The sequence below is a fragment of the Stakelama marina genome (assembly GCF_018122655.1).
In the GTDB taxonomy this organism is placed as follows: Bacteria; Pseudomonadota; Alphaproteobacteria; order Sphingomonadales; family Sphingomonadaceae; genus Sphingomonas; species Sphingomonas marina.
Genome location: NZ_JAGRQC010000001.1, coordinates 1108909 through 1133126, shown reverse-complemented (window position 1 = coordinate 1133126; position 24218 = coordinate 1108909). Strand labels below are relative to the sequence as shown.

The 24218-nt window shown below is 65.0% G+C and carries 21 protein-coding genes; 16 read left to right on the top strand and 5 right to left on the bottom strand.

The window, feature by feature from the left end; genetic code table 11:
• Positions 1 to 93: 93 nt before the first annotated feature.
• From J7S20_RS05410 to J7S20_RS05355, 12 genes are all read left to right on the top strand, one after another.
• Positions 94 to 1599 carry an acyl-CoA ligase (AMP-forming), exosortase A system-associated gene (locus J7S20_RS05410; protein ID WP_284053195.1) on the top strand — a complete coding sequence of 502 codons (1506 nt, stop codon included), beginning with the start codon at positions 94 to 96 and terminating at the stop codon, positions 1597 to 1599.
• Positions 1596 to 2831 (top strand): pyridoxal-dependent decarboxylase, exosortase A system-associated, encoded by a 1236-nt coding sequence (locus J7S20_RS05405; RefSeq protein WP_284053194.1) that lies wholly within the window; start codon positions 1596 to 1598, stop codon positions 2829 to 2831. Before J7S20_RS05410 ends, J7S20_RS05405 begins: the two co-directional genes overlap by 4 nt.
• 101 nt (positions 2832 to 2932) lie before the next feature.
• A complete protein-coding gene (locus J7S20_RS05400) occupies positions 2933 to 3574 on the top strand; it encodes an XrtA/PEP-CTERM system exopolysaccharide export protein (protein WP_284053193.1) in 642 nt (213 codons plus the stop codon).
• A 1-nt stretch (position 3575) separates the two neighbouring features.
• Positions 3576 to 5099: an XrtA system polysaccharide chain length determinant gene (locus tag J7S20_RS05395; protein ID WP_284053192.1), complete on the top strand. Its 1524-nt coding sequence runs from the start codon at positions 3576 to 3578 to the stop codon at positions 5097 to 5099.
• Positions 5100 to 5112: 13 nt separating this feature from the next.
• Positions 5113 to 6243, top strand: a complete 1131-nt coding sequence (locus J7S20_RS05390) for an AAA family ATPase (RefSeq protein WP_284053191.1) — start codon at positions 5113 to 5115, stop codon at positions 6241 to 6243.
• Positions 6240 to 7832: a TonB-dependent receptor gene (locus J7S20_RS05385; protein WP_284053190.1), complete on the top strand. Its 1593-nt coding sequence runs from the start codon at positions 6240 to 6242 to the stop codon at positions 7830 to 7832. The genes J7S20_RS05390 and J7S20_RS05385 overlap by 4 nt, the downstream gene beginning before the upstream one ends.
• A 17-nt stretch (positions 7833 to 7849) precedes the next feature.
• Entirely contained in the window at positions 7850 to 8902 is a 1053-nt protein-coding gene (locus J7S20_RS05380) for an ExeA family protein (RefSeq protein WP_284053189.1), read from the top strand.
• Between the two features lie 11 nt (positions 8903 to 8913).
• Positions 8914 to 9756, top strand: coding sequence for an XrtA system polysaccharide deacetylase (locus J7S20_RS05375; protein ID WP_284053188.1), 843 nt, complete (start codon positions 8914 to 8916; stop codon positions 9754 to 9756).
• Entirely contained in the window at positions 9753 to 10826 is a 1074-nt protein-coding gene (locus J7S20_RS05370) for a FemAB family XrtA/PEP-CTERM system-associated protein (RefSeq protein WP_284053187.1), read from the top strand. The genes J7S20_RS05375 and J7S20_RS05370 overlap by 4 nt, the downstream gene beginning before the upstream one ends.
• On the top strand, positions 10826 to 12031 hold the full coding sequence (locus tag J7S20_RS05365; RefSeq protein WP_284053186.1) for a TIGR03087 family PEP-CTERM/XrtA system glycosyltransferase: 1206 nt from the start codon (positions 10826 to 10828) through the stop codon (positions 12029 to 12031). Before J7S20_RS05370 ends, J7S20_RS05365 begins: the two co-directional genes overlap by 1 nt.
• On the top strand, positions 12028 to 13569 hold the full coding sequence (gene xrtA, locus J7S20_RS05360) for an exosortase A (RefSeq protein ID WP_284053185.1): 1542 nt from the start codon (positions 12028 to 12030) through the stop codon (positions 13567 to 13569). Before J7S20_RS05365 ends, xrtA begins: the two co-directional genes overlap by 4 nt.
• Positions 13569 to 15455 carry an XrtA/PEP-CTERM system amidotransferase gene (locus J7S20_RS05355; RefSeq protein ID WP_284053184.1) on the top strand — a complete coding sequence of 629 codons (1887 nt, stop codon included), beginning with the start codon at positions 13569 to 13571 and terminating at the stop codon, positions 15453 to 15455. The genes xrtA and J7S20_RS05355 overlap by 1 nt, the downstream gene beginning before the upstream one ends.
• A gap of 141 nt (positions 15456 to 15596) precedes the next feature.
• Here J7S20_RS05355 and J7S20_RS05350 read toward each other — a convergent pair whose 3' ends face one another.
• Together J7S20_RS05350 and J7S20_RS05345 are read right to left on the bottom strand one after the other, a co-directional pair.
• Positions 15597 to 16607, bottom strand: a complete 1011-nt coding sequence (locus J7S20_RS05350; RefSeq protein WP_284053183.1) for an alpha/beta hydrolase — start codon at positions 16605 to 16607, stop codon at positions 15597 to 15599.
• Positions 16608 to 16623: 16 nt separating this feature from the next.
• Complete coding sequence (locus J7S20_RS05345; RefSeq protein WP_284053182.1) at positions 16624 to 17463, bottom strand: alpha/beta hydrolase; 840 nt, start codon at positions 17461 to 17463, stop codon at positions 16624 to 16626.
• Between the two features lie 259 nt (positions 17464 to 17722).
• Here J7S20_RS05345 and J7S20_RS05340 point away from each other — a divergent pair, with 259 nt between their 5' ends.
• Positions 17723 to 19294, top strand: coding sequence for a family 43 glycosylhydrolase (locus J7S20_RS05340; protein WP_284053181.1), 1572 nt, complete (start codon positions 17723 to 17725; stop codon positions 19292 to 19294).
• A gap of 68 nt (positions 19295 to 19362) precedes the next feature.
• On the opposite strand, the gene J7S20_RS05335 is transcribed toward J7S20_RS05340, so the two are convergent.
• The 3 genes from J7S20_RS05335 to J7S20_RS05325 form a co-directional block, all read right to left on the bottom strand.
• The gene (locus tag J7S20_RS05335; RefSeq protein ID WP_284053180.1) at positions 19363 to 19788 is read right to left on the bottom strand and encodes an MAPEG family protein; all 426 of its coding nucleotides are present in this window, start codon (positions 19786 to 19788) and stop codon (positions 19363 to 19365) included.
• Between the two features lie 65 nt (positions 19789 to 19853).
• Entirely contained in the window at positions 19854 to 20912 is a 1059-nt protein-coding gene (locus tag J7S20_RS05330; protein ID WP_284053179.1) for a 1,9-bis(guanidino)-5-aza-nonane synthase, read from the bottom strand.
• 110 nt (positions 20913 to 21022) lie between these two features.
• Positions 21023 to 22246, bottom strand: coding sequence for a type III PLP-dependent enzyme (locus tag J7S20_RS05325; protein WP_284053178.1), 1224 nt, complete (start codon positions 22244 to 22246; stop codon positions 21023 to 21025).
• A gap of 179 nt (positions 22247 to 22425) precedes the next feature.
• Here J7S20_RS05325 and J7S20_RS05320 point away from each other — a divergent pair, with 179 nt between their 5' ends.
• The 3 genes from J7S20_RS05320 to J7S20_RS05310 all read left to right on the top strand — a co-directional run bounded on the left by J7S20_RS05320 (position 22426) and on the right by J7S20_RS05310 (position 24208).
• Complete coding sequence (locus J7S20_RS05320) at positions 22426 to 23358, top strand: threonine ammonia-lyase (protein WP_284053177.1); 933 nt, start codon at positions 22426 to 22428, stop codon at positions 23356 to 23358.
• On the top strand, positions 23351 to 23533 hold the full coding sequence (locus J7S20_RS05315; protein ID WP_284053176.1) for a hypothetical protein: 183 nt from the start codon (positions 23351 to 23353) through the stop codon (positions 23531 to 23533). The genes J7S20_RS05320 and J7S20_RS05315 overlap by 8 nt, the downstream gene beginning before the upstream one ends.
• Before the next feature lie 63 nt (positions 23534 to 23596).
• Positions 23597 to 24208, top strand: a complete 612-nt coding sequence (locus tag J7S20_RS05310; protein ID WP_284053175.1) for a hypothetical protein — start codon at positions 23597 to 23599, stop codon at positions 24206 to 24208.
• The last annotated feature ends 10 nt before the right edge of the window (positions 24209 to 24218 follow it).

The following is a 24218-nucleotide window of genomic DNA, read 5'->3' as shown; positions in this document are numbered from 1 at the left end:
CGCGACGCGTTACAGCCGGGCGGCTGTGCTGCCAAGAGCAGTGCCGTCGCACGCGGACTTGTGAGCCGCTGTGGGACGGCTATCAAGGCGCGCATGATTGCGCCCGATCCGACGCCATATCCCATCGACAGCCTGCCGTCGCGCGGCGCCGCGGGCGCGGTTGCGCTCGAGGACAGGCACGGTCAGCTCGACTATGCCGGCCTGGAAGCGGCGGTCGGGCGACTTGCCGCTGCACTGGACCGGCTGGGGCTGGGCGAGGGCGCGCGTGTTGCGAGCTGGCTTCCGAAAACACGGACAGCCTGCCTGTTGCCGCTAGCGGCACCGCGCGCCGGTTTGGTCCATGTGCCCATCAATCCCGTGCTGAAGCGCGCGCAGGTCGCATACATCCTCGCCGATAGCGGCGCGGAGTTGCTCGTGTCGCAGCAGGCCCGCCTGCAATCGCTCGAATCCGATGATGTGCCGCGTGAATGCCGCGCAGTGCTCGAAACCGAGCTCGAGGCGACTGACGCCATGCCGCCGTCGAACGCTGGGTCCGATACGCTGGCGGCCATCCTGTACACGTCGGGTTCGACCGGCAGGCCCAAGGGCGTGATGCTCAGCCACGCCAATCTCTGGCTCGGCGCGATCTCGGTCGCCCATTATCTGAAGCTTCAGCCTGCCGACCGTGTGCTCGGGGTCCTGCCGCTCAGCTTTGATTACGGTCAGAATCAGCTTTTTTCGACCTGGGCAGCGGGCGCGCGCGTCGTTCCGCTCGACTATCTGACCGCGCGCGATGTGGTGAAGGCGGTCGATCGCCACGATGCGACGACGATCGCGGGTGTGCCTCCGCTATGGGTCCAGATTCTCGAAAGCGAATGGCCTGAGGAGGTAGCGGCGAAACTCACGCGGCTGACCAATTCGGGCGGTGCGCTGACGCCGCGGCTGGTGCGCGGCCTTCGCGAGCGCTTTCCGGCTGCCGACCTCTACGCGATGTACGGACTTACCGAGGCGTTCCGTTCGACTTGGCTCGATCCTGCGCTGATCGACGACCATCCCGATGCGATGGGCAAGGCGGTTCCCTTTGCCGAGGTCATGGTGCTGCGCCCGGACGGCAGCCGCGCAGACGCAGGCGAGGCGGGAGAACTGGTCCATGCCGGTCCGCTCGTCGCGCAGGGCTATTGGCGCGACCCGGAACGCACGGCGCAGCGCTTCCGTCCCGCGCCGCGCCATGCCAAAAGCTCCGGCATGGCGGTGTGGTCGGGGGACACGGTGATCGAAGGCGAGGATGGCCTGTTGCGGTTCGTCGGGCGCGACGACGAAATGATAAAGAGCGCGGGAAACCGCATCAGCCCCACCGAGGTCGAGGACGCGGTGCTCGTCGGTGGCGAGGTGTCCGAGGCGGCGGCGTTCGGCGTTCCCGACGATCGGCTGGGACAGGCGATCACGGTCGTCGCGCGCGCCGCCGATCCGCAGGCGGCGGAGGTGGCGCTTCGCCAGCGGCTGCGCCGCGATCTGCCGAGCTTCATGCAACCCGCTTATTATGTCTGGCGCGACGCCTTGCCGCGCAATCCCAACGGCAAGCTCGACCGTGCGGCGCTGCGCAGGGAATTGACGCCATGAAGCCGATGGGACCAATTCCGCCGGAGTTTGCCGGCGACGAGCGGCTGACGATCGGCGGCCGCGATTTTTCGCACTGGCTCGATCTCGCCGGCGACACGCCCGTATTCGTCTACGACATGAGCGTGGTCGAGGCGCGGATAGCGCGGCTCCTCAACGCGCTGCCGGGCCGGGTCGGCGTCCATTATGCGATCAAGGCCAATCCCTTTCCGCCGCTCGTTCAGGCGATTGCGCCGCTGGTCGGCGGGCTTGATGTCGCGTCGGCGGGCGAGATGGACCTTGCGCTCAAGCGCAAGCAGCCCGGTGCGATCAGCTTTGCCGGCCCCGGCAAGCGCGATGCCGAACTCGAAGCGGCGATCACCGCCGGCGTGACCATCAATCTCGAGTCGGAGGGCGAGGCCGACCGTGCGCTTGCGATCGGCGAGCGGCTTGGCGTCACACCGCGTCTGGCGGTGCGCGTCAATCCCGATTTCGACCTGCGCGGATCGGGGATGAAGATGGGTGGCCGCGCATCGCCCTTCGGCGTCGATGCCGAGCATGTACCCGCACTCGTCCAGCGCTTGTGCGAAGCCGGTGCGGATTGGCGCGGCTTTCATATCTTCGCCGGTTCGCAGGCGCTCGACAGCGATGCGATTGCCGAAACGCAGGCAGCCACCGTCGCGCTTGCCGCGCGGCTGGCCGAAGCGGCCGGGCGCACGCCGCCGCTCGTCAATCTGGGCGGCGGGTTCGGGATTCCCTATTTTCCCGGCGACACGCCGATCGACGTCGAAAGGATCGGCGCGGCCCTCGGCGAGCGGCTCGATGCGGCACCCGATATTCTGCGCACCAGCGAGTTCGCTATCGAACTCGGCCGCTGGCTGGTCGGCGAAAGCGGCGTCTATCTGACGCGGATCGTCGACCGGAAGGAGAGCAGGGGCGAGGTCTTTCTCGTCGTCGATGGCGGGCTGCATCACCAGCTTGCCGCCAGCGGCAATTTCGGCACCGTCGTTCGCCGCAACTATCCCGCTGCGATTGCCGCGAAAATGGCGGAAGAGGCGCAGGAAACGGTGTCCGTGGTCGGTTGCCTCTGCACGCCGCTCGACCGGCTGGCGGATCGAGTCGCGCTGCCGCGGGCGGATGTCGGTGACGTCGCCGCGATATTCCTCGCCGGAGCTTACGGCCTGACGGCAAGTCCCACGGTCTTTCTCGGCCACCCCAAGCCCGCGGAGTTGCTGGCCAATTCCGGGCAGACCTAACGCTAATTTAACCTCTCCATCCCATAGCATCGTCGATCCTGCGCGCCTTGCCGGAGTGACGTCACCGGCATCGGCGCGCCAGAGCGGGGAGTTGGACGACGATGCGATTGGTGTCTTTCGGTAAGCTGGTGGCGGCCCCTGTGGCTGCTGCGCTGCTACTCACCGGCTGTATGGGCGGAAGCCGTCCCGAACTGCCGCCGGCGAGTTTCGTCGCCGGAAGCCAGGCGCCCAGCGAGCATTACATCATCGGCCCGCTCGACAAGCTCAACATCTTCGTCTGGCGCAATCCCGAACTTTCGGCGCAGGTACAGGTTCGCCCCGACGGGCGCATCACCACGCCGCTGGTCAGCGACATGCCCGCGGTCGGCAAGACCCCCGAAATGCTGGCCAGCGACATGAAGCTGGCGCTCAGCGAATATATCAACGATCCCATCGTCTCGGTCATTGTCGAGAATTTCTCCGGCACGTTCAGCCAGCAGATCCGCATCGTCGGCGCGACCGAAAAGCCGGCATCGATCCCGTACCGCGCGAACATGACGCTCCTCGATGCGATGATCGCGGTTGGCGGGCTGAACCAATATGCCGCGGGCAATCGTGCCCGCCTCGTGCGCTTCGATCCCGACACCGGCAAGCAGAAGGAATACCACATCCGGCTCAACAGCCTGCTGAAGGACGGCGATGTCAGCGCGAATGTCCGGCTGGCGCCGGGCGATGTGATCATCATTCCGGAAAGCATGTTCTGACGTGGACGGGCTCTACAACGAAATCCGCGCGGCGCTTCATGCCGTCTGGTCACGCCGCTGGATCGCGCTGGCGGTAGCGTGGGCACTGTGCCTCGCCGGCTGGCTGGTCGTGTCGCAGATCCCCAACCAATATACCTCGACCGCGCGCGTATCGGTGCAGGTGCGCGACATCCTGCCCGGTCAGACCAGCGGGATGAGTTCGGTCGAGCAGTCGAAGCAGATCGACCGCGTGCGCCAGACGCTGACCTCTGCGGTCAATCTCGAAAAGGTCGTGCGCGGTACCGATCTCGCCAATTCGGTCGCCAACGACCGCGATGTCGCCGCGAAGGTCGCGTCGCTTCAGAACATGATAAAGCTGACCGCGCAGCAGGATAATCTGTTCCAGATTTCGGCGACGGTCGCCGGCGGGTCGGATGCCGAAAGCGCCAGGCTGTCGCAGCAGATCGTTCAGAAGCTGATCGACATCTTCGTCGAGGACAATCTCGCCAGCAGCCGCGACGAAACCAACCAGTCGCTCCAGTTCCTCAACCAGCAGCTCGCCCAGCGCCAGAAGCAGCTTCAGGATGCCGAGGCGAAGCGCGCCGACTTCCGGAACCGCTATCTGGCAGCGTTGCCCGGCACGGGGTCGCTCAACGACCGCATATCGGCTGCGCGCACCGAGCTGGCGCAGGTCAATTCCGACCTTGCCGCCGCGCAAAGCAGCCTCAATGCGGTCAATTCGCAGATGGCGGCGACGCCGCGCACCAGCCCCGGCACGGCCACCGCCGGCCCTGCGCATGCCCGTGTCGCGGCGATCAAGGGGCAGCTTGCCGATGCCCGCGCGCGTGGCTGGACCGACAGCCATCCCGATGTGATCGCGCTGAAACAGCAGCTTGCCGATGCGGAGGCGGCGGCGAAGAAGGAGCCGAATGTCGTTGCCGGCGGCGCGACCAATCCGCTGTTCCTTCAGCTTCAGTCGATGCAGACCGACAAGGCTTCGACCGTCGCATCGCTGCAGCAACGCAAGAACCAGCTCGAATCCGATCTGCAGCAGTTGCAGACCAAGATGAACGACGATCCGGCGGTCGCCGCCGAACAGGCGGACATCGAACGCAATTATCAGGTGCTCAAGGACCAGTATGACAAGCTGCTTGCCGACCGCGAGCAGGTGAAACTGCAGGCGCAGGTTCAGGACCAGACCGATGCCGTGAAATTCTCGGTCATCGACCCGCCGACCGCGCCGACCGCGCCGACCGCGCCCAACCGGCCGCTGCTGCTTACCGCTGTGCTTATCATGGGGCTGGCCGGCGGTGTCGGTGTCGCCTTCGGCCTCAGCAAGTTGCAGACGCGCTTTGCCACCGTGCCACAGCTCGAACGCGCCAGCGGGATGCCGGTGATCGGTTCGATCGGTGAGGTCGTGACAGCGGCGCAGACCGCGCTTCGGCGCCGCAGGATGCGCATCTTCTATGGCGGTCTGGCGGCGCTGGGCGTTGCCTATGTCGCGCTGCTCGGTGTCGAGTTCATCCAGCGCGGCCTGGTGGCGTGAGGGGGATCAAGCGATGAATGACGCCACACCACGCAAGTTCAAGGGCTCGTTGCTCGAACGCGCGGCCGAGGTCTATCCGTTCGGCCTGGAACCGGCACTGCGCCCGGTGCCCGAGCGCGAGACGGTGTCCGAGGGGCCGCAAGAACCAGAAGTGCGGTTCGTCGCCGAGACGGCCGAGCCTCTGCCGCTCCACCGCGAGCCCGAGCCCGTCGCGCGCGACGATGAAGCCGCCGATGCGGACATGGCCGAACCGTGGATGGAGCCGGCCGCCGAAGAGGATCGGCCTTCGCTTCTTTCCACCATTCGCGGCAAGATCGCGATGCGGTTCCGTCGCAAGCAAGGTGGTGATGAGCCTCATACCAATACCATGCCCGATGCGGCCGAGGAGGAATTTCTCGAGCCGTTGCAGGCTGGCGGCGCGGTTTCGCGCAAGCGGCTGGCGCGCAGGGGCATGCTGATCCCCGGTGGTCCGGTCACCGTGCTCGCCGAAGAGTTCCGCATGATCAAGCGTCACCTTCTGACGACCTCGCGCGCGGTGTCGGCGAACGATCCCGAAGGTGCGCGGATGGTGCTCGTCTGCTCGGCGCGGCCCAATGACGGCAAGACCTTCTGTGCGATCAACCTCGCCATCTCGATGGCTGCCGAAAAGGACGTCGAAATCCTGCTCGTCGATGCCGATTTCGTTCAGCCCGGACTGATGAAGGCGCTCGGCCTGAAAGATGGTCCGGGTCTGCTCGACGCGCTCGCCGACCCCACGGTCGATGTCGAGGACTGCGTCGTCCGCACCGATATTCCGCAGCTGTCGGTGCTTCCCGCCGGCACGCCGCGCAGCACCGATACCGAGCTGCTCGCGAGCGAGCGTGCGCGCACGATGCTCGATGGCCTGGCCGCCGCCAATTCGCGTCGCATCGTGATTTTCGATTCGCCGCCAGCGCTCGCCGCGTCGCCGGCCTCGGTCCTTGCCTCGCATGTCGGGCAGGTGATGCTTGTCGTCCGCGCCGACAGCACCACCGAATCCGACCTGCGCGAGACGGTGCAGTTGCTCGAGGCCTGCGAGCATATCCAGCTCGTGCTCAATTCGGTGTCCTTTTCTCCCGGCGGGCCGCGCTTCGGCACCTATTATGGTGAGGAGAAGGCGGCATGAAACGGCTTCTGATCCTCGTTGCCGCCGGCGCGCTCTGCACCCCGAGCGCAGCGTCCGCGCAGCAGCATAGCCAGGTCACGCCGTATATCGAGGCGAGTCAGGTTCTGACCGCCGATCTGCAGAACGGCGATGTGCTGACCTATTCGACGATCGGTGCTGGCGTCGATGCCAGCGTCCAGACTCGCCGCGTAGAGGTCCAGCTCAGCTATCAGTACGAACACGCCTTCTCCTGGGACGGCAGCGGCGATTCGGACGTCCATAGCGGACTGGCGCGTGCCAACGTTCATGTGACGCGCGACGTGACGTTCGAAGCGGGCGGGATCGCGACGCGCGCGCGTTCCGACATTCGCGGGATCGATTCGTTCTTCTTCGGCGACAATTCCAATACGTCGCAGGTCTATTCGGGCTATCTCGGCCCCAATGTCGCGACGCATGTCGGCGTCGCCAGCCTGACCGCGCTCTATCGCCTCGGCTATACGAAGGTGGAGACGCCCGGCTTTACCGGCGTTCCGGCAGGCCAGCCGCGGCTCGATTATTATGACGACGCCACCAGCCAGCTCGCCATGGCGAGCATCGGGACCAAGGCTGGTGACATCGCGCCCTTCGGCATCACGCTCAGCGGCGCGGGCCAGCGCGAAGATGCCGGCCAGCTCGACCAGCGTTATCAGGGCGGCTTCCTCCGCATCGACATCGTTCAGCCGGTCAGCCGCCAGCTCGCACTCGTCGCCGGCGCTGGGTACGAGCATATCCGCATCAGCCAGCGCGATCCGCTGCTGGACGCCAATGGCGTGCCGGTGCTCGACCGCAACGGACGTTTCGTCACCGACCCCGGTTCGCCGCGCCGTACCGCCTATGAAACCGACAATCCGATCTTCTGGGATGCCGGCATCATCTGGCGGCCCAGCCCGCGAACCGAACTGGAAGCACGCGTTGGCCGGCGCTACGACAGCTGGACCTATACCGGCTCGTTCAGCCACGAAATCGGCCCCGGTTCGGGTATCCAGATCGGCGTCTATGACAATGTGCAGAGCTTCGGGCGTCAGTTGAACGACGGGCTGGCGGCGCTGCCGACCAGCTTCACCTCGACACAGGACCCGTTCAGCAACAACTATAATGGCTGCGTATTCGGGACGGTCGGCAATGCGGCCGGGGGCTGCCTCAACGGCATCTTCCAGTCGATCGCGACCGCCAACTACCGTGCGCGCGGCGTTAACGGCATCATCGCGTTCAACCGCGGCCGGACGCGCTACGGCGTCGGCGCCGGCTATGCCAATCGTCGCTTCTATGCGCCCGATACCGGGCCGGGGTTCACGGTCAACGGCGTCGATGACGACGCCTATTACGCACAGGCCTTTGCCGCACGCGCGCTCGATTCGGTGTCGAGCCTGGAGGGCAATGTCTATGTCAGCCGCTATCACAGCGGCATCATCGCTGCGCCGGTCGTGTGGACCGGCGGCGCCAACGCCTCCTACCACCGTTCGTTCGGCCGGCTCGCCGCGAACGCATCGGTAGGGATTTACTGGTACGACCAGCAATCGGCGGACGATGTGTTCGCCCAGGCGATGCTCGCGCTCGGCTATCGGTTCTGAGAAGAGGCAGGGAAGCAATGTACGACGACCATTACGGACTGAGCGAGCGGCCTTTCCAGCTTACGCCCGATCCGAAATTCTGGTTCGATACGGCGACGCATCGCAAGGCGATGGCCTATCTCGGCTACGGTCTCAGCCAGGGAGAGGGCTTCATCGTCATCACCGGCGACCCCGGTGCCGGCAAGACCACGCTGATCGGCCATCTGACCGCGCAGATCGATCCAGAGCGGCTGAACGTCATCAAAATCGTGACCACGCGTATCGAGCCTGACGATCTGCTTCACCTCGTCGCGGCCGGGCTCGACGTGAAGACCGACGGCATGGGCAAGGCGCAGCTTCTGACCGAGATCGAGCGCGGGCTGCACCGCGTCGCGCGTACCGGCAAGCGCTCGCTGCTGATCGTCGATGAAGCGCAGGGGCTTCCCGTCGGCTCGCTCGAAGAGCTGCGGATGCTGTCCAATTTTCAGGCGGGCGGCCATCCGTTGCTGCAGATCCTGCTCGTCGGTCAGCCCGAATTTCGCGACGTGATGCAGGGTGGCGATCGGCTGGAGCAGTTGCGCCAGCGCGTCATCGCCATGCATCATCTCGATCCGATGGGCCCCGACGAGGTCGAGGACTATCTCGTCCACCGCCTGTCGGTCGTCGGCTGGCAGGGGAGACCGGATTTCACGCAGGAAGCGGTCGATGCGCTCTATCGTCATTCGGGCGGTGTTCCGCGTCGCCTCAACCAGCTTGCCGGCCGCGTGATGCTGTTCGGCGCGATCGAGAATATCGACTGTTTCGGAGAGGATGACGTCAACGCCGTCGTCGCCGACCTCGAAGCGGACATGACCGGCCATACCGAAAAGCCCGCGGTCGAGGCCTCGGCTCCGGCGGCACCGCCGCAGCAGGTGGCCGATGCCGCCAGCCGCGAGCAGGTCGAAGCGCTGACGCGACAGATCGCGACCATCGAGAACCGGCTGGAGGAGCAGGACAAGGCGCTGCGACGCGTTCTTACGCTGCTCGTCGACTGGATCGAGAGCGATGCCAGCCGGCCGGACCTGTCGGCAATCCGGGGTAGCGCCGCCTGAGGGGAGCCCCGATGCTGAACGGCATGTCGGTCGATATCGAGGACTGGTTCCAGGTCGGCGCCTTCGAAACGGTGATCGACAGGCGCGACTGGAATTCGCTCGAACACCGTGTCGAGGCCAATACCGATGCGGTACTCTCGCTGTTCGGCGAAGCGGACGTAAAGGCGACGTTCTTCACGCTTGGCTGGGTTGCGCAGCGCTATCCGGCGCTGATGCGGCGGATCGTCGAAGCGGGGCACGAACTTGCCAGCCATGGCTGGGACCACCGGCGAGTCTTCACCATGGATTCCGACATGTTCGGCAAGGATCTCGAGCGCGCGCGCAAGGCGCTGGAGGATGCCTCTGGCATAGCGGTGACCGGGTACCGCGCGCCTAGCTTTTCGATCGACAAGCGCACGCCCTGGGCGCACGCCATTCTTGCCGAAGCGGGCTATCGTTATTCGTCGAGCGTCGCGCCCGTGGTGCATGACCATTATGGATGGCCCGAAGCGCCGCGCTTCGCACACCGGCCGCTGCCGGATTCGGACCTGATCGAGCTGCCGGTGACGACCGCGCGGGTCGCCGGGCGCAACATGGCGACGGGGGGCGGCTTCTTCCGCCTGCTGCCCGGTGCGCTTACCCATTGGGCGTTTGACGCCGTCAACGGGCGTGAGGGCCGCCCTGCTATATTCTATTTCCACCCATGGGAAATCGACCCCGACCAGCCGCGCGTCGCGCGCGCGCCGTTGAAGTCAAAGCTACGTCATTACAGCCGGCTGCCCGTAATGGCGGATAAGCTCCGCACGCTGATGAAGCGCCGCCAATGGGGCCGGGTGGACGAAGTCGTCGCGGCGGAGGCGAAGCGGCTGGCATGAACGCACCGACGCTCCATCCGTCCCTCGAAATCCGCACCGTCGATCTGGCCGATGCGGGCAATTGCGCGCGTATCGAGGCGTTTATCGGTGAACATCCGGAAGCCACGCCGTTCCACCTACCGCAATGGCTTCGCGCGGTCGCGCGCGGGTGCCGACAGCGCGGCCATTATCTGATCGCGGAGCGCGGCGACGGTTCGCTCGCGGGCGTGCTTCCGCTCACCGAGGTGCGTTCGCTGCTGTTCGGGCGCGCGCTCGTTTCGTCGGGCTTCGCGGTTGGTGGCGGAATCCTGGCGACGAATCCAGCAGCGGTTGATGCGCTTTCAGCAGCAGCCTGGGACATGGCCGAGCGGCTGGATTGTCCGACGCTGGAGCTTCGCGGCGGGCCGAACCCGGGTAATGAATGGCTGGTCGATGACGACACCTATCTCGGTTTCGCTCGTGCGCTTGCCGACGATCCCGACGCCGAACTTCAGGCGATTCCGCGCAAGCAGCGCGCCGAGGTTCGCCGCTCGCTGAAATTCGATCTCGACGTGTCGGTCGGACGGGATGGGCGGCACCGTGCGGCGCACTATGCCGTATATGCCGAATCAGTGCGCAATCTTGGTACGCCCGTATTTCCGGCGCGGCTGTTCCGCGAGACGCTCGATGCGTTCGGCGACGATGCCGACATCCTTCTCGTCCAGCACGAAGGACAGGGCGTCGCAGCGGTGCTCAGCCTGTACTGGCGCGGCTGCGTCTATCCCTATTGGGGCGGCGGAACGCATGCTGCGCGTGGGCTGCGCGCCAATGATCGCATGTATTTCACGTTGATGAACCATGCGCGTGAACGTGGCTGTTCGCGGTTCGATTTCGGGCGTTCGAAGGCAGGAACCGGTCCGGCGGCGTTCAAGAAGAACTGGGGGTTCGAACCGCAGCCGCTGACCTATTACAAGCGCGCTGCCAAGGGTGAAGCCCCGCGTGAGATCAATCCGCTCGATCCCAAATATCGCAAGAAGGTCGAGGCGTGGCAGAAGCTTCCGCTGTGGCTTGCCAACCGTGTCGGTCCGCATATCTCGCGGGGGCTCGGCTGATGGGCGATATCCTCTTCCTCGCGCATCGCATTCCCTATCCGCCCGATCGCGGCGACAAGATGCGCGGTTTCCACATCCTGAAGCATCTTTCCCGACGCCACCGCGTGCATCTCATCGCCTTTGCCGACGATCAGCGCGACCTGGCGCATCAGGCGGTGCTTTCCGGGCATGTGGCAAGCTGTCAGGTCATCTGGCGCGGTAAGCACAATATCGTCGCCGCGCTGCAATCGCTGGCGACGCACCGCGCGGCGTCTATCAGTGCGTTCGACAATCGCGAGATGGCGGCGACCGTTGCCAAGGCGCTCAAGACGCGGCCGATCGATACGATCTACGTCTTTTCCAGCCAGATGGCGCAATATCTGCCCGCAAAGCCCAGGCAGCGCGTGCTGATGGATTTTGTCGATGTCGATTCGGCCAAATTCGAAGCCTATGCCGGGCAGGCGCGCTGGCCGATGCGCTGGATGCACGCGCGCGAGGCGAGGCTGCTCGGCGGGTATGAACGCGCGGTCGCGCGTCGCGTCGATGCCGGGCTTTTCGTAAGCGAGGCCGAGGCTGCGCTGTTCCGCAGCCGGGCCCGCGGCGGCAACATCCAGGTCCTCGAAAACGGCATCGATACCGACTTTTACGATCCGAAAGCAGCGATGGAGCGGATATCGGGGATGGGGCCGCTGCTCACCTTTACCGGCCAGATGAATTATCGTCCCAATGTCGAGGCGGTGAAATGGTTCGCCGACCGGGTGATGCCGCGCATTCGCGAACATCATCCGCGCGCGCGCTTCGCGGTGGTCGGGCGCAGGCCGGCCGATGCCGTGGTTGCGCTCGCGAGCCGCGAAGACGTGCTCGTGACCGGCGAAGTCGCCGATGTTCGCGGCTGGCTTGCCGCCGCATCGGTTGCGGTGGCTCCGCTGCGGCTGGCGCGCGGTATTCAGAACAAGGTTCTCGAAGCGATGGCCATGGCGCGTCCTGTCGTCGCCTCGGCCGCTGCCGCCGAAGGAGTCGACGACGCCGGGACGATCCGCGTGGCTGACGGCGAAGCGGCGATGGCGTCGGCCATTTGCGCGCTGCTTGCGGATCGCGAAGCGGCGGAAGCACTTGGCGCATCGGCGCGCGAGCGCGTCCTTGCGCGCTATGGCTGGGCGGCCCGGCTGGCACCGCTCGACGTGCTGCTCGGCGATGCCGCTCGCGACCGGAAGTCGGCGGCATGACGGCGATCGCCCAAACTGCGCCGTCCGATGCGCAGCCGGTGCATTTCAACGCGAAATGGCGTCGGCAGGCGGGGATGCTCGCCGCGATCTGGGCGGCATTGCTGCTGCTCTTTTACCGCGATGTCGGCGACCTCGCCTATATCTACTGGAACAGCACGACCTTCGGGCACTGCATCTTCGTCCTGCCGGTGATCGGCTGGCTGGTCTGGCAGCGTCGCGAAGAACTTTCGCGCCTCGACCCCGTGGCGTGGTGGCCGGGCCTTGCCGTGGTTGCGGCGGGGGGATTCGCCTGGTTGCTCGGTTCGGCCGGGGGCGTCGCGCTGTTCCGCCATTTCGGGTTGATCGTGATGTTGCAGGGCGCTGCGATCACGCTCCTCGGTCCGCATGTGGCGCGCGCGATGGCCTTTCCGATCTTCTACCTGTTCTTCCTCGTGCCCTTCGGGGAGATGTTCGAGGCGCCGCTCCAGTCCTTCACCGTAGCAATGACGATGAAGCTGCTGCACCTGTCGGGCGTGCCCTCGCTCGTCGACGGCGTCCTCATCACGATCCCGAACGGCTATTTCGAGGTGGCGGAGGCCTGTTCCGGCGCCAAATTCCTGATCGCGATGATCGCGTTCGGCACGCTCGTCGCCAATGTCTGCTACGTCTCATGGGGCAGGCGCGCTGCCTTCATGGCGATGGCGCTGGTAGTGCCGGTCATCGCGAACGGGTTGCGCGCGTTCGGCACGATCTATGCCGCGCATCTGACGTCGGTGGAGGCGGCGACGGGCTTCGACCACATCGTCTATGGCTGGATATTCTTCGCGCTCGTCATGGCTGCGGTGCTGGCGATCGGCTGGCGCTGGTTCGACCGTGATCCAGATGCGCGCTGGTTCGATCCGACGCGCTTCCCGTTGCCGGTCCGGTATCGTGCCGACCTGACGACCGCTGCCGGGCTGGTGCTTGGCATTGCGGTTGCCTTCTTCGCCTGGTCGGCCGCCATTGCCGGTAGGAGCGATAGCTTACCCGCGCAGATGTCGCTGCCGGAAGTGCCCGGCTGGCACCGGACGCAGCTCAGCAAGACCGCGCCCTGGACGCCCAACTATCCACGCGCCGACCATTTTCTGATCGGTCGTTATGCGAACGGGCAAGGGGCAGCGGTGACGCTTGCCATCGCGGTCTTCGCCGACCAGCAGGAGGGCAAGGAACTGGTCGGATTCGGGCTCGGGCCGATCCGGGAGAATGACGTCTGGGTGCGGGTCATGGACGAACCCGACCTTGCCGGTGGCAAGATGCTGCGCATGACCGCCCCCGGCCCGGTGGAGCGAGAGGTTGCGCTCTGGTACCGGGTGGGCGATGTCGTCACGTCCAGCGCCAGCGAGGTGAAATTGCAGACGCTCAAAGCCAGGCTCCTCGGCGGTCCGCAACGTGCCGTCGCCATTCTCGTCTCGTCCGAGCGCCAGCCGGGGCGCAACGCGCGCGCCGACATGGCGAAGTTCGTGCAGGCGCTGGGGCCGCTCGACAGGTTGGCCGATCGAACCGCCGGGACGCCGCGCTGATGTGCGGTATCGCCGGGCTGTTCTATCCCGCCACGCCAAAGCCGATCGAACCCTCTCGCATCGCTACGATGACCGAGGCGCTGGCGCATCGCGGGCCGGACGGATCGGGCGTCTGGGCCGCACCGGGCGTCGGCCTGGGCCATCGGCGCCTGTCGATCATCGACCTCGAAGGCGGCGCACAGCCGATGGCGAGCGCCGATGGTCAATATGTCGTCAGCTATAATGGCGAGATCTACAATTTCCGCGAAATCCGCGCCGAGCTCGAGGAGAAGGGCGCCGAGTTCGTAACCGACAGCGATACCGAGGTGCTGCTGCATGGCTGGCGCGCCTGGGGCCCCGATATGCTGTCGCGCCTCAACGGCATGTTCGCGTTCGCGCTCTACGACGCCGCGCGTCGCAGCCTGTTCCTCGCGCGTGACAGGATGGGCGTGAAGCCGCTCCACTATGTCGAGCTTTCCGACGGCGCGATCGCCTTTGCCAGCGAGTTGAAAGGGCTGCTCGCGCACCCGCTCGTCCGGCGCAATCCCGACCTGACGGCGATCGAGGATTTCATGGGACTTGGCTATGTCCCCGACGACGCCAGCCTGGTCGCCGGAGTTCGCAAGCTTCCCGCCGGGCATTTCCTCCTTCTCGAACGCGGCAAGCCGGTGCCGCAACCAGTACAGTGGTGGGACATCGACTTTTCCAACCGGGCAAAGGGATCGGCGCGCGAGCTCGAGGCTCAGCTCGCCGAGCTGTTGCGGCAGGGCGTGCGCTCGCGAATGGTTTCCGACGTGCCGCTTGGCGCGTTTCTGTCGGGGGGCGTCGATAGTTCGGCAATCGTCGCGCTGATGGCCGAGGCTACCGCCAAGCCCGTCGAGACCTGTACGATCGGCTTCGATGAGGCCGATCACGATGAGACCGCCTATGCGCGGAGCGTCGCCGAGCGCTTTGCGACGCATCACCGGACGCGCACGGTCGCGTCGGACGATTTCGCGCTTATCGATACGCTGGTCGAAGCGTTCGATGAGCCCTTTGCCGATGCCTCGGCGCTCGCCACCTATCAGGTCTGCGCGCTCGCTCGCGAGCAGGTGACGGTGGCGCTGTCTGGCGACGGCGCAGACGAGGCGATGGCGGGGTATCGTCGCTACAAGTTCCAGCATGCCGAGGAGCGCGTCCGCGGGCTGCTGCCCCAGGGGGTGCGGTCATCGCTGCTGGGTACGCTGGGCCGCGTTTATCCCAAGGCCGACTGGGCTCCGCGGCCCTTGCGCGCCAAGACGACGCTGCTCGCGCTGGCGGGGGAGGGCGACGAGGCTTATGCCAAGGCGGTCGGCGTCACGACGCCTGCACTGCGCGACCGGCTATACACCGAAAGCATGCGCAAGCGGATCGGTGGCCACCGTGCGGAGGCGCGCTATATCGAGGCGATGCGGAACGCGCCTGCGCGCGACCCGCTCGACCGCGCGCAATATGCCGATTTCCGCCATTGGCTGCCCGGCGATATCCTGACCAAGATCGACCGCACGAGCATGGCGGTCAGCCTCGAAGCGCGCGAGCCGCTGCTCGATCACCGCTTCGTCGAATTCGCCGCCACGCTGCCGGTGTCGATGCGGCTGAGGGGCGGCGAGGGCAAGTGGCTGATGAAGAAGGCGATGGAACCCTGGCTTCCCAAAGACGTGCTCTACCGCCCCAAAATGGGGTTCGTGACACCGGTAAGCGCGTGGTTCCGCAAGGCGCTCGCCGGCGAGGCGATGGCGCTCGCGCAGTCGCCGATGCTGACCGCCTGGTTCGACCGCAAGGCGATCGAGCGGATCGCGACCGACCACAAGGCAGGCCGCGCCGATCACGGTCGCACCTTGTGGCAACTGATGATGCTCGAACGCTCGGCGCGCCGGCTGTTCGGCTAAGGCACACCACCACTACACAAGCGCATACCCACCCCGCTGGTTTCGAGCGCAGTCGAGAAACCGCCCCGCAATCGCCAGCTTCCGTTTCTCGGCTAGGCTCGAAACAAGCTGCGATTGAGACCAGGATTTTCTGGCGGTACTCTAAGCCGGTGTGGCGGCGCCTCCGCCATGTTTTGCCATCCACAGCGCGAACAGTTCGGGCCACAGATTGGCCGGCAGCCCCTCGGCAAGATGCTCGATGCCGAAGCCGTGCCCGCCCTCTTCGAAGAAATGCGCTTCGACCGGCACCTTCGCCTCGCGCGCGGAAGCGAGCATCGCCAGTGAATTGTCGGGATTGACCAGCGGATCGTCGAGCGCCTGCACCAGGAACAGCGGCGGCGTCTTCGCCGTGACCTGCCTGCTCGTGTCGTAGCGCGCCACCGCGTCGGCGGGCGGGTTGGGGCCGAGCAGGTTCTGCGAGGAATGGCTCTTGTCGATCGACAGGTCGATGACCGGATAGCACAGCCCGGCAAAGGCGGGGCGCGCCGACCGTTCGTCATCGGCATCGACCGGCTCGTACACCTTCGTGTCGTATAGCGTCGCCAGCGATGCACCCAGATGCCCGCCCGCCGAAAATCCGACGATGCCCAGCGTCTCTGGATCGATGCCCCAGGTCGATGCGCGCGCGCGGATCAGCCGCATGGCGCGCTGCGCATCCTGAAGCGGAACGTCCCAGCGCTGCGCCCATCCTTCGCCCGGCAAGCGGTAGATCAGCACGAAAACGGTATAGCCGCGCTGGGTGTAATAGCGCGCGATATCCATCCCTTCATTCTGCACCGACAGGAATCCATATCCGCCGCCCGGAATCGACATCAGCCCGTGCCCGTTGGGCGTCTTGGGTCGATAGACCGCGACGAACGCCTCCGGCACGCCGTACAGCCAGAGCTGGCGGTCACCGGCCGGGCCGTTCATCGTATTGTGTGGAACGGGCAGCGTATCGGGCGTTCCCGGCGCGCCGTTCGGCCAGAGCGGGAAATGTTCGGGCGGTGGCCAGTCGGGGCGGTCGACGGAGGTGGCAGCGGGGGTCGGCTTGCCCCATTCCTGCGCATTGGCGCGGCTGGCGAGCGTCATTGCGAGCGCGCTTCCAATCAGCGTCCGGCGGTCGATCCTCATGGCTGTCTCTCCTTCGTTATCGGGTATGGCGTTTTGTCCAGAGCGCAAACATCTCGGGCCAGCGCGATCCGGTCAGATCGGGCGGGAGCGATGCTCCGAAGCCGTGACCACCGGTTTCCAGCAGGTGCATTTCCACCGCCACACCCCTGGCTCGCGCTGCCTTGGCCAGGCCGGTGCTCATCCAATAGGGTACGATCGGATCGTCCATGGCATGGCACAGAAAAAGGGGCGGCGTGCGCACGGTCACGCGTTCGACCGCGCTGTATCTGGTAATCAGCGACGGCGCCGGGTCCGGCCCCAGCAGGTTCCTGCGCGACTGGCTGCGCGGCGGCACGACCGTCAGCGTCGTTACGGGGTAGAACAGCCCGCCAAATGCAGGCCGTGCCGATAGCGTATCGGCGAAATCGACCGGCTTATAGACCTCGTCGTCATAGGCTGTGACCGCAACCGACCCCAGATGGCCGCCCGCGCTGAACCCCATGATCCCCAGCTTTTTCGGGTCGATACGGTATCGGTCGGCATGGCGTCGAACCAGTCGGATCGCCCGTTGGGCATCCTGCAGCGGCACATCATAGCGTCGGTTCCAGCCATCGACCGGCAACCTGTAATCGACGACAAAGGTGGTGATGCCGAACGGCGCCAGCGCCCGCGCAATGTTCGCGCCTTCGCCAACCTGCGACACGAAGACATATCCACCGCCCGGGAATACGACGACGCCTCGTCCATCGGGCCGGGGAGGGCGATAGACCGAAACGGTCGGCTCCGCCGTACCCTTGCGGTTGGCCGCGGGCGGGCCGCCCGGCGGCGTTTCGGGCCAAAGCCGGAACCGTTCTGTCGATAGAGGAGCGTTAGCCACGGTGCGGCACGGCGAAGATCTGGTCCCGATGCATCGCTGCCCCTTCTAACCGCCGCTTGCGACAAGAAAAGGGCGATGTTCGGCGCGCTGGTCGGGCTGCCTATATGTCAGATGAAATCGGCGAGGCTATCCGTGTTTCGATAACGATATTCCTTATAGTCCTGTAAAACGGAGTCCTGCCGTATATTTTGAAGGGGTTGAAACTCAGACAAATGAGTCTCAGACTGGTCAAAATACAAGAACGACATGGGGAGAGGTCATGAGTCGCAACAAGATCGTTGCCGTAACGCGCGCCTGCGCGCTGGCGATCGCAACCGCAAGCCTGGCATCGTGCGGAGGTGCAGGCGGGTCGGGGAGCGTCAGCTCTCCGGCGCCGAGCCCGACGCCGCCACCCACCGGCGGTACGCAGACGCCCGACGCCGGTACCGTCGCGACCGTCGATGACAGCGTCGCGATCCGCATCCAGAATGCCGATACGGGTCAGTATCTGACGATTGACGGCGACAGCCAGACGGCAGGTGCGGCGATCGCGCAGGCCGGAGGGACAAGCAGCAGCGCCACGGGCTGGCACGCCATTCCCATGCCCAATCGCCAGTATAATATCGAAAACATGCTCAGCCATCAGGTGATGGGAATAAGCGCGGCCGCCAAAACGGCCGGCGCGGCGGCGGTGCAATGGGCCGACAATGGTACGAGCGACCATCTCTGGACCTTCTACAAGCTCCAGAACGGCAACTACCTCATCAAGAACGCCAATAGCGGCCTGTACCTGCAGGCCGATACCGATAGCAGCGGCAAGGCGGTGATCGATCAGGGCGAGCGTGCGACGAGCGGAACAGGGTGCGCCTGTCAGGAATGGTCGCTCGTTCAGGGGACCGATCCGGTGTATTCGATGCCGCCTGCGCTCACCGGCTCGGGGATCGATGTTCATGACCCGGATCTGATCCAGGACACCAGCGGCAAGATTTGGCTCTACGGCACGCACAACACGCTGGCGACCTCGACAGACGGGCAGCATTTCACATCGACGGGATCGCCGATCATATCGCCCGATTTCCCGTGGTGGGCGTCGAAGAACACGACATGGCAGGGCAGGACCGATATCTGGGCGCCGAGCATCCTGCACGCCAATGGCATCTATTATCTCTATTATTCGATCCCGATCTATCAGACGCCGTCCGATCCGACGACCAATCAGGGTGCCCAGGCACTGATCGCGCTGGCGACGAGCACAAGCCCCAATGGCCCATGGGCCGATGCGGGCAAGATCATCGAATCATGTGGCGACGCCGCAGGATGCACGACGACGTTCAACGCCATCGACCCCGCGCCGTTTATCGACGCGAACGGGCGCTGGTGGATGTCGTTCGGTTCATGGCAGGACGGCATCCATGTCCTCGAGCTTGATCCCGCGACCGGGTTGCGCCTGCACCCCGACGCCACCCCCGTTTCGATTGCCGCGCGCGGCGCGGGTGAGGAGGGCTCGTTCATCCTTCCGCGCGTCGTCAACGGAAAGCAGTGGTACTATTATTTCGCGTCGATCAATCCGTGCTGTTCGGCCGACAGCACCTACCGTGTCGTCATGGGCCGTTCCGAAAATCCGACCGGGCCGTATCTCGATCGCGGCGGCCTCGACCTGCGCGACGGCGGCGGAACGATCCTTGTCAGCACGCACGACTATGTCGTCGGGCCGGGTGGCGAGAGCGTGCGCGATGTGAACGGCAAGCTGAAGCTCGTTTATCACTTCTACGATGCACGCGCGAACGGGGCGCCGAAGCTCGGGCTCAACGATCTCGCTTTCGATGGCGATGGCTGGCCGTATCTGAAATGAGGCGGGCGGGGCGCTTCGGGCTGATCCCGAAGGCGCCCGTTGCTTCCGGTTGCCGCACGTTTCGGGCCTCAGAAAACTGCCATCGCGGCATGCACCGTCAGTGCAAGCAGCGCGATCGTCGCCAGGCCGAACAACATGAACCGGACCGCGACCCGGTTCCAGGTCGCCTGCACGATGCTGTGGAGGATGCGCAGGCCGACATAGATCCACGCGATCGTTGCGTTGATGCCACCGCCCCAGCCGGCGACCGCGAGCACGAGGCAGACCGCGTAGAACAGCGTCGGCTGTTCCATCAGATGGTTGTAATTATGCGCCTTCCACTGTGCCCGGTCGGGAAGCATGCCATCGGCGTCGGAACCCTTGCTGCCCGTCAGCCGGGTCAGATCGACGCCAGCCGCCTTCATCGCGGGCATCCGGGTCATCAACATCCAGAACAGCATGAACAGCGACCATGCGATCAGCACGACCACCGGTTTCAGAATGTCGCTGTGCATGAAAAAGCCTCCCCGCTCATATTGTGCGGGGAGGCTGCATCAATCGGTTCGGATGTGCAACGGAATTAGTCTTCCGCGAACAGCTTCGCCCAGCGACGCTTTTCACGGTCCTTCCAGTATCCGCGGTGATAGGCGTCGGAGGCGAGGAGCGGCATCACGCTGCCGGCCTCCGCGAAGACCATCTGTTCCTCGGTGGTCTGGACCTTGCCCCAGCTCGCCGCTTCCTGCAGCGTCGAGGACGAGCAGGCGCCGTCGCGGACGTCGGCGACGGTGATCTGCACGGCGTATTTGTGCATCTCGACATCGTCATGGCCAAGGATCTCAGCACACACGACGGTATCCTGGATGAAGTTCTTGGGCACGCCGCCGCCGATCATCAGCAGGCCGGATGCGCCGGCCTCGATCTTGATGTCGGTCAGTTCGCGGAAGTCCGCGACCGCGTCGATCATCAGGTACGGCTTGCCTTCCTTCATCCGGTCGACCTGATGCTTGACGAGGCCGAAGCCCGCCGAGCTGTCGACGAATGCCGGGCAGAAGATCGGAACGTCATGCTCATAGGCGAGCTTGACGAGGCTGTTCTCCTTCTTGCCGTGCTCGGAAAGATATTTGCCCATCGCGCGGATGAACTCGCGGCTCGACATGCCCTTGGCCGGCTGCTCGTCGGCGATCTTGCCGATCGTGTGGTCGCAGTCCTGAAGCTGCTCCTCGTCGATATAGGTGTCGTAGATGCGGTCGATATAGAGCGAGCGAAGCGTGTTATCATCGGGGATTTCAAGGGCCTGATAGTGTTTGTGGCCAAGCCCTTCAAAGAAATCCATGTCGACGATCGAAGCGCCCGTCGCAACGACGCAATCGACCATGTTGTTGCGCACCAGCTCGGCATAAAGGTCCATGCACCCGCCCGCGCTCGTCGATCCCGCGATGACAAGGAAGATCGTGCAGTCCTTGTCCTTCAGCATCTGGTTGTAGATGCCGGTCGCGCGCGCGAGGTCGCGGCTGGTGAAGCTCATCTTGCCCATCGAATCGATGATCGGGCGCGCGTCGAAGCTGGTGATGTCGATGTGTTCGACCTGCTTCGAGAGCAGTTCCTTCTTGCGGGTGTCGTTGATTTGCGTGTCGGTCATGGGTGCTCCCATCGTCCAGGAAGGTCCGCAGTCGTTAAGGGGGACGCGGATAACCCGTCGAACGGAGGCGGGCAAAGACCCGCCGCCGTCAAAGTCGTTGTCGAGAGGCGTTACAGCGTTACGACGTTCGACGGAATGCGGCGATCCTCATCGGACAGATAGAGGCTCGCCATCGGCTCGTCGTCGACGATCACCGTCTCGTCCGAACCGAAGCCGTTGAATGCGGTGCGCATCGCCGATCCGTATGCGCCCAGCATACCGATCTCGATATAATCGCCCGCCTGCACGTCGCCCGGCAGTTCGAACGGACCTGCCATATGATCGAGATCGTCGCAGGTAGGACCGTAGAAGCTGAACTCCATGTCGCGCACGTCGGACGGCGTCTCGCGGAGCAGCCGCACCGGAAACCGCCAGCCGATATGCGCCGCGTCGAACAGCGCGCCGTACGCGCCGTCGTTGATGTAGAGTTCGTCCCCGCGGCGCTTTTCGACGCGCACGATCAGCGAGCTGTACTCGGCGCACAGCGCGCGGCCGGGTTCTGCCCACAGTTCGGCCGAATAGGAAATCGGCAGGCTTTCGAACGCACGGTAGATCGTTTCGAAATAGCTTTCGAGCGCAGGCGGTTCCATGCCCGGATAGCTCGACGGAAATCCGCCGCCGACATCGACGACGTCGACCGTCACCGACGCCTCGACGATTGCCTGGCGGACCAGCTCCATCGCGTTGCCATAGGCCTCCGGGCTCATCGCCTGGCTGCCGACATGAAAGCAGATGCCCAGCGCGTCCGCCGCCTGGCGGGCTGCGAACAGAAGCTGTTTGCTTTCATGCGGATGCGCGCCGAACTTCGAAGCAAGGCTCAACCGCGACAGGTCGGACGAGACGCGCAGACGCACGCACAGCGTCAGATCCTTGGCGTTGTTGGTCGCGCGCAGAATCTTGTCGAGCTCTTCCATCGTGTCGAGCGAAAAGGTGCGCACGCCGTGCGTGTGATACGCCTCGGCGATAGCCTCTTCCGCCTTGACCGGATGCATGAAGCACATCGTCGCCTGCGGAATCGTCCGCGCGACCATGCGTACTTCGCCGATCGAAGCGACGTCATAATGGGTGATGCCGGCTTCCCAGAGGGTCTGGATCAGCTCGGGCGAAGGGTTCGCCTTCACCGCGTACATCGAACGGCCCGGGAAATTCCTCACGAAATACTGGGCAGCCCGCTGTGCGGCATGGGGACGAATAAGCGTGACCGGCTGGACCGGCGCGCTTTTAGCGATGTCCATGCCACGGGTGACATGAATGGGGGCGGTTGCTAGCCCCAGCGCGCTATTATGTTCGGCCAATTCAAGGGACCTCCACAGGGTAGTTCGACACGACGTGCTGCCTTGCGGTTAGGAAGTCCCCTGGGGCAGCGGAGCGCCCACATAGGGACCAGCTATTCCTATGTAAAGCGTTTCGGATACACACCGTTCCAAAGCCGGGAGGATTTGTGACCATAGTAAGACAGCCAACCCGCGCCGGCGTGCGCGATGCAGCAGCCAAATTGGCGGAAATCCTTCCCCGAACACCGCTTTTGACCCATGACATGGACGGAACGACCGTTGCGTTCAAGGCCGAGTGTCTGCAACCGATCGGCGCATTCAAGCTGCGCGGAGCCTGGCACCGACTCACCGCGATCGATCCCAAGGAACGCGAACGCGGGGTCGTCGCCTTTTCGTCGGGCAACCATGCGCAGGGAGTCGCGTGGGCCGCGAAACGGTTGGGAATGCCGGCGGTCATCGTGATGCCGTCCGATGCGCCCAAGGTGAAACGCGACGCGACGCTCGCACTGGGGGCAGAGGTCGTCAGCTATGACCGGGCGACCGAAAGCCGGGAAAAGATCGCCGCGCACCTCGCCCATGCAAGGGGCGCCGTGCTCGTGCCGAGCTTCGACGATCCGTGGATCATCGAAGGGCAGGGAACCGCGGGGATCGAGGCGATGAGCCAGCTCGTCGAGCGCGGGCTTCCCGACCCGGTGCATGTCGTTACGCCGTGCGGCGGCGGCGGGCTGGGCGCAGGGCTGGCGCTGGCGCTTCCCGACGCGCGCATCACGCTAGTCGAGCCGGAAGGATGGGACGATATGCGCCGCAGTCTGGAGGCCGGCTGGATCGAATCGGTTCCCGACGACGCTCCGCCGACCGCGTGCGATGCACTGATGACGAAGCGCGTCAGCGAGCGCACGTTCAACGTTCTCGCCAAGCGCGATGCGCACGGCCTCGCCGTCAGCGAGTCCGATATCCGCATGGCGCAGCGCTGGGCGGCGGCGAAGCTGCGGCTGGTGGTCGAACCCGGCGGCGCGGTCGCGCTTGCCGCGCTGCTGACCGGGAAGGTCGCGCCCGAACCGGGACTGGTGGTGATTCTGTCCGGCGGCAATGTCGATATCGACCAATATGCAAAGGTTCTCGCCGATGGGTAGCGGTCTGACCGCGATAGGGCAGGCGGCGCCCGCAATCGCCATGGTCGCGGTGTTCGCGCTTGTCATCGGCGGCATAACGCTGGTGCGCCGGGGCGCGCAGAACCGTCAGAAGGGCATCCTGATGCTCGTCTGCGCCGCAGTCGTTCTGGCGAATGTGCTGATCTGGACGATCTGACGCAGTGAACTCCGTCGGCGGTGCGAGCGTTGGCTGGCTCCACCGTTGGAAGGGATTTACCTCATGCGTATCGCGAAACTCTGGCTGATCGGCGCGCTTTCGCCGTTGGCACTGACGGCCTGCGGCCAGACCGGGTCGCAAGCGGCCGATAGCAATTCGGTGTCAACGGGCAACGCTTACGCCACCACCCCAACTATCAACAGCGCTGACGACGTTGAGACCAACAGCGCCGGTGAGACGAACACCGAACCGGTGTCGCGCCCGACGCCGAAATCGCCCGTTCAGGACGAAGCCGGGGATGCGGATGCGCCAAAGGCGGCGGCCGATGTCGTGAAGCGTTATTACGCCGACATCGACAGTGGCGACTACCGCGCGGCCTATGCGCTGTGGGGCGATGGCGGCAAGGACAGCAAGCAGACCCTCGAACAGTTTCGCGACGGCTTCGCGAATACCGAATCGACCGACGTTTCAACCGGCGACCCTGGAAGGAGCGAAGGCGCCGCCGGATCGATCTACATAACCGTGCCCGTCACGGTCCGAGCGCAGTTGCGGAACGGTACGCATCAGCGCTTTACCGGCAGCTATGTCCTGCGCCGCGTCAACGACGTTCCGGGATCGACCGCCGAACAGCGGCGCTGGCACCTCTATTCGGCGGACCTTGAACAGGCCAGGTGATCCCCGCTCA

Bases quoted from the DNA above. Each gene is read 5' to 3' on its own strand.
- J7S20_RS05375 (WP_284053188.1), top strand. From the start codon at position 8,914: ATGCTGAACGGCATGTCGGTCGATATCGAGGACTGGTTCCAGGTCGGC.
- xrtA (WP_284053185.1), top strand. From the start codon at position 12,028: ATGACGGCGATCGCCCAAACTGCGCCGTCCGATGCGCAGCCGGTGCAT.
- J7S20_RS05365 (WP_284053186.1), top strand. From the start codon at position 10,826: ATGGGCGATATCCTCTTCCTCGCGCATCGCATTCCCTATCCGCCCGAT.
- J7S20_RS05380 (WP_284053189.1), top strand. From the start codon at position 7,850: ATGTACGACGACCATTACGGACTGAGCGAGCGGCCTTTCCAGCTTACG.
- J7S20_RS05340 (WP_284053181.1), top strand. From the start codon at position 17,723: ATGAGTCGCAACAAGATCGTTGCCGTAACGCGCGCCTGCGCGCTGGCG.
- J7S20_RS05315 (WP_284053176.1), top strand. From the start codon at position 23,351: ATGGGTAGCGGTCTGACCGCGATAGGGCAGGCGGCGCCCGCAATCGCC.
- J7S20_RS05355 (WP_284053184.1), top strand. From the start codon at position 13,569: ATGTGCGGTATCGCCGGGCTGTTCTATCCCGCCACGCCAAAGCCGATC.
- J7S20_RS05400 (WP_284053193.1), top strand. From the start codon at position 2,933: ATGCGATTGGTGTCTTTCGGTAAGCTGGTGGCGGCCCCTGTGGCTGCT.
- J7S20_RS05405 (WP_284053194.1), top strand. From the start codon at position 1,596: ATGAAGCCGATGGGACCAATTCCGCCGGAGTTTGCCGGCGACGAGCGG.
- J7S20_RS05310 (WP_284053175.1), top strand. From the start codon at position 23,597: ATGCGTATCGCGAAACTCTGGCTGATCGGCGCGCTTTCGCCGTTGGCA.
- J7S20_RS05335 (WP_284053180.1), bottom strand. From the start codon at position 19,788: ATGCACAGCGACATTCTGAAACCGGTGGTCGTGCTGATCGCATGGTCG.
- J7S20_RS05350 (WP_284053183.1), bottom strand. From the start codon at position 16,607: ATGAGGATCGACCGCCGGACGCTGATTGGAAGCGCGCTCGCAATGACG.
- J7S20_RS05390 (WP_284053191.1), top strand. From the start codon at position 5,113: ATGAATGACGCCACACCACGCAAGTTCAAGGGCTCGTTGCTCGAACGC.
- J7S20_RS05370 (WP_284053187.1), top strand. From the start codon at position 9,753: ATGAACGCACCGACGCTCCATCCGTCCCTCGAAATCCGCACCGTCGAT.
- J7S20_RS05330 (WP_284053179.1), bottom strand. From the start codon at position 20,912: ATGACCGACACGCAAATCAACGACACCCGCAAGAAGGAACTGCTCTCG.
- J7S20_RS05410 (WP_284053195.1), top strand. From the start codon at position 94: ATGATTGCGCCCGATCCGACGCCATATCCCATCGACAGCCTGCCGTCG.
- J7S20_RS05385 (WP_284053190.1), top strand. From the start codon at position 6,240: ATGAAACGGCTTCTGATCCTCGTTGCCGCCGGCGCGCTCTGCACCCCG.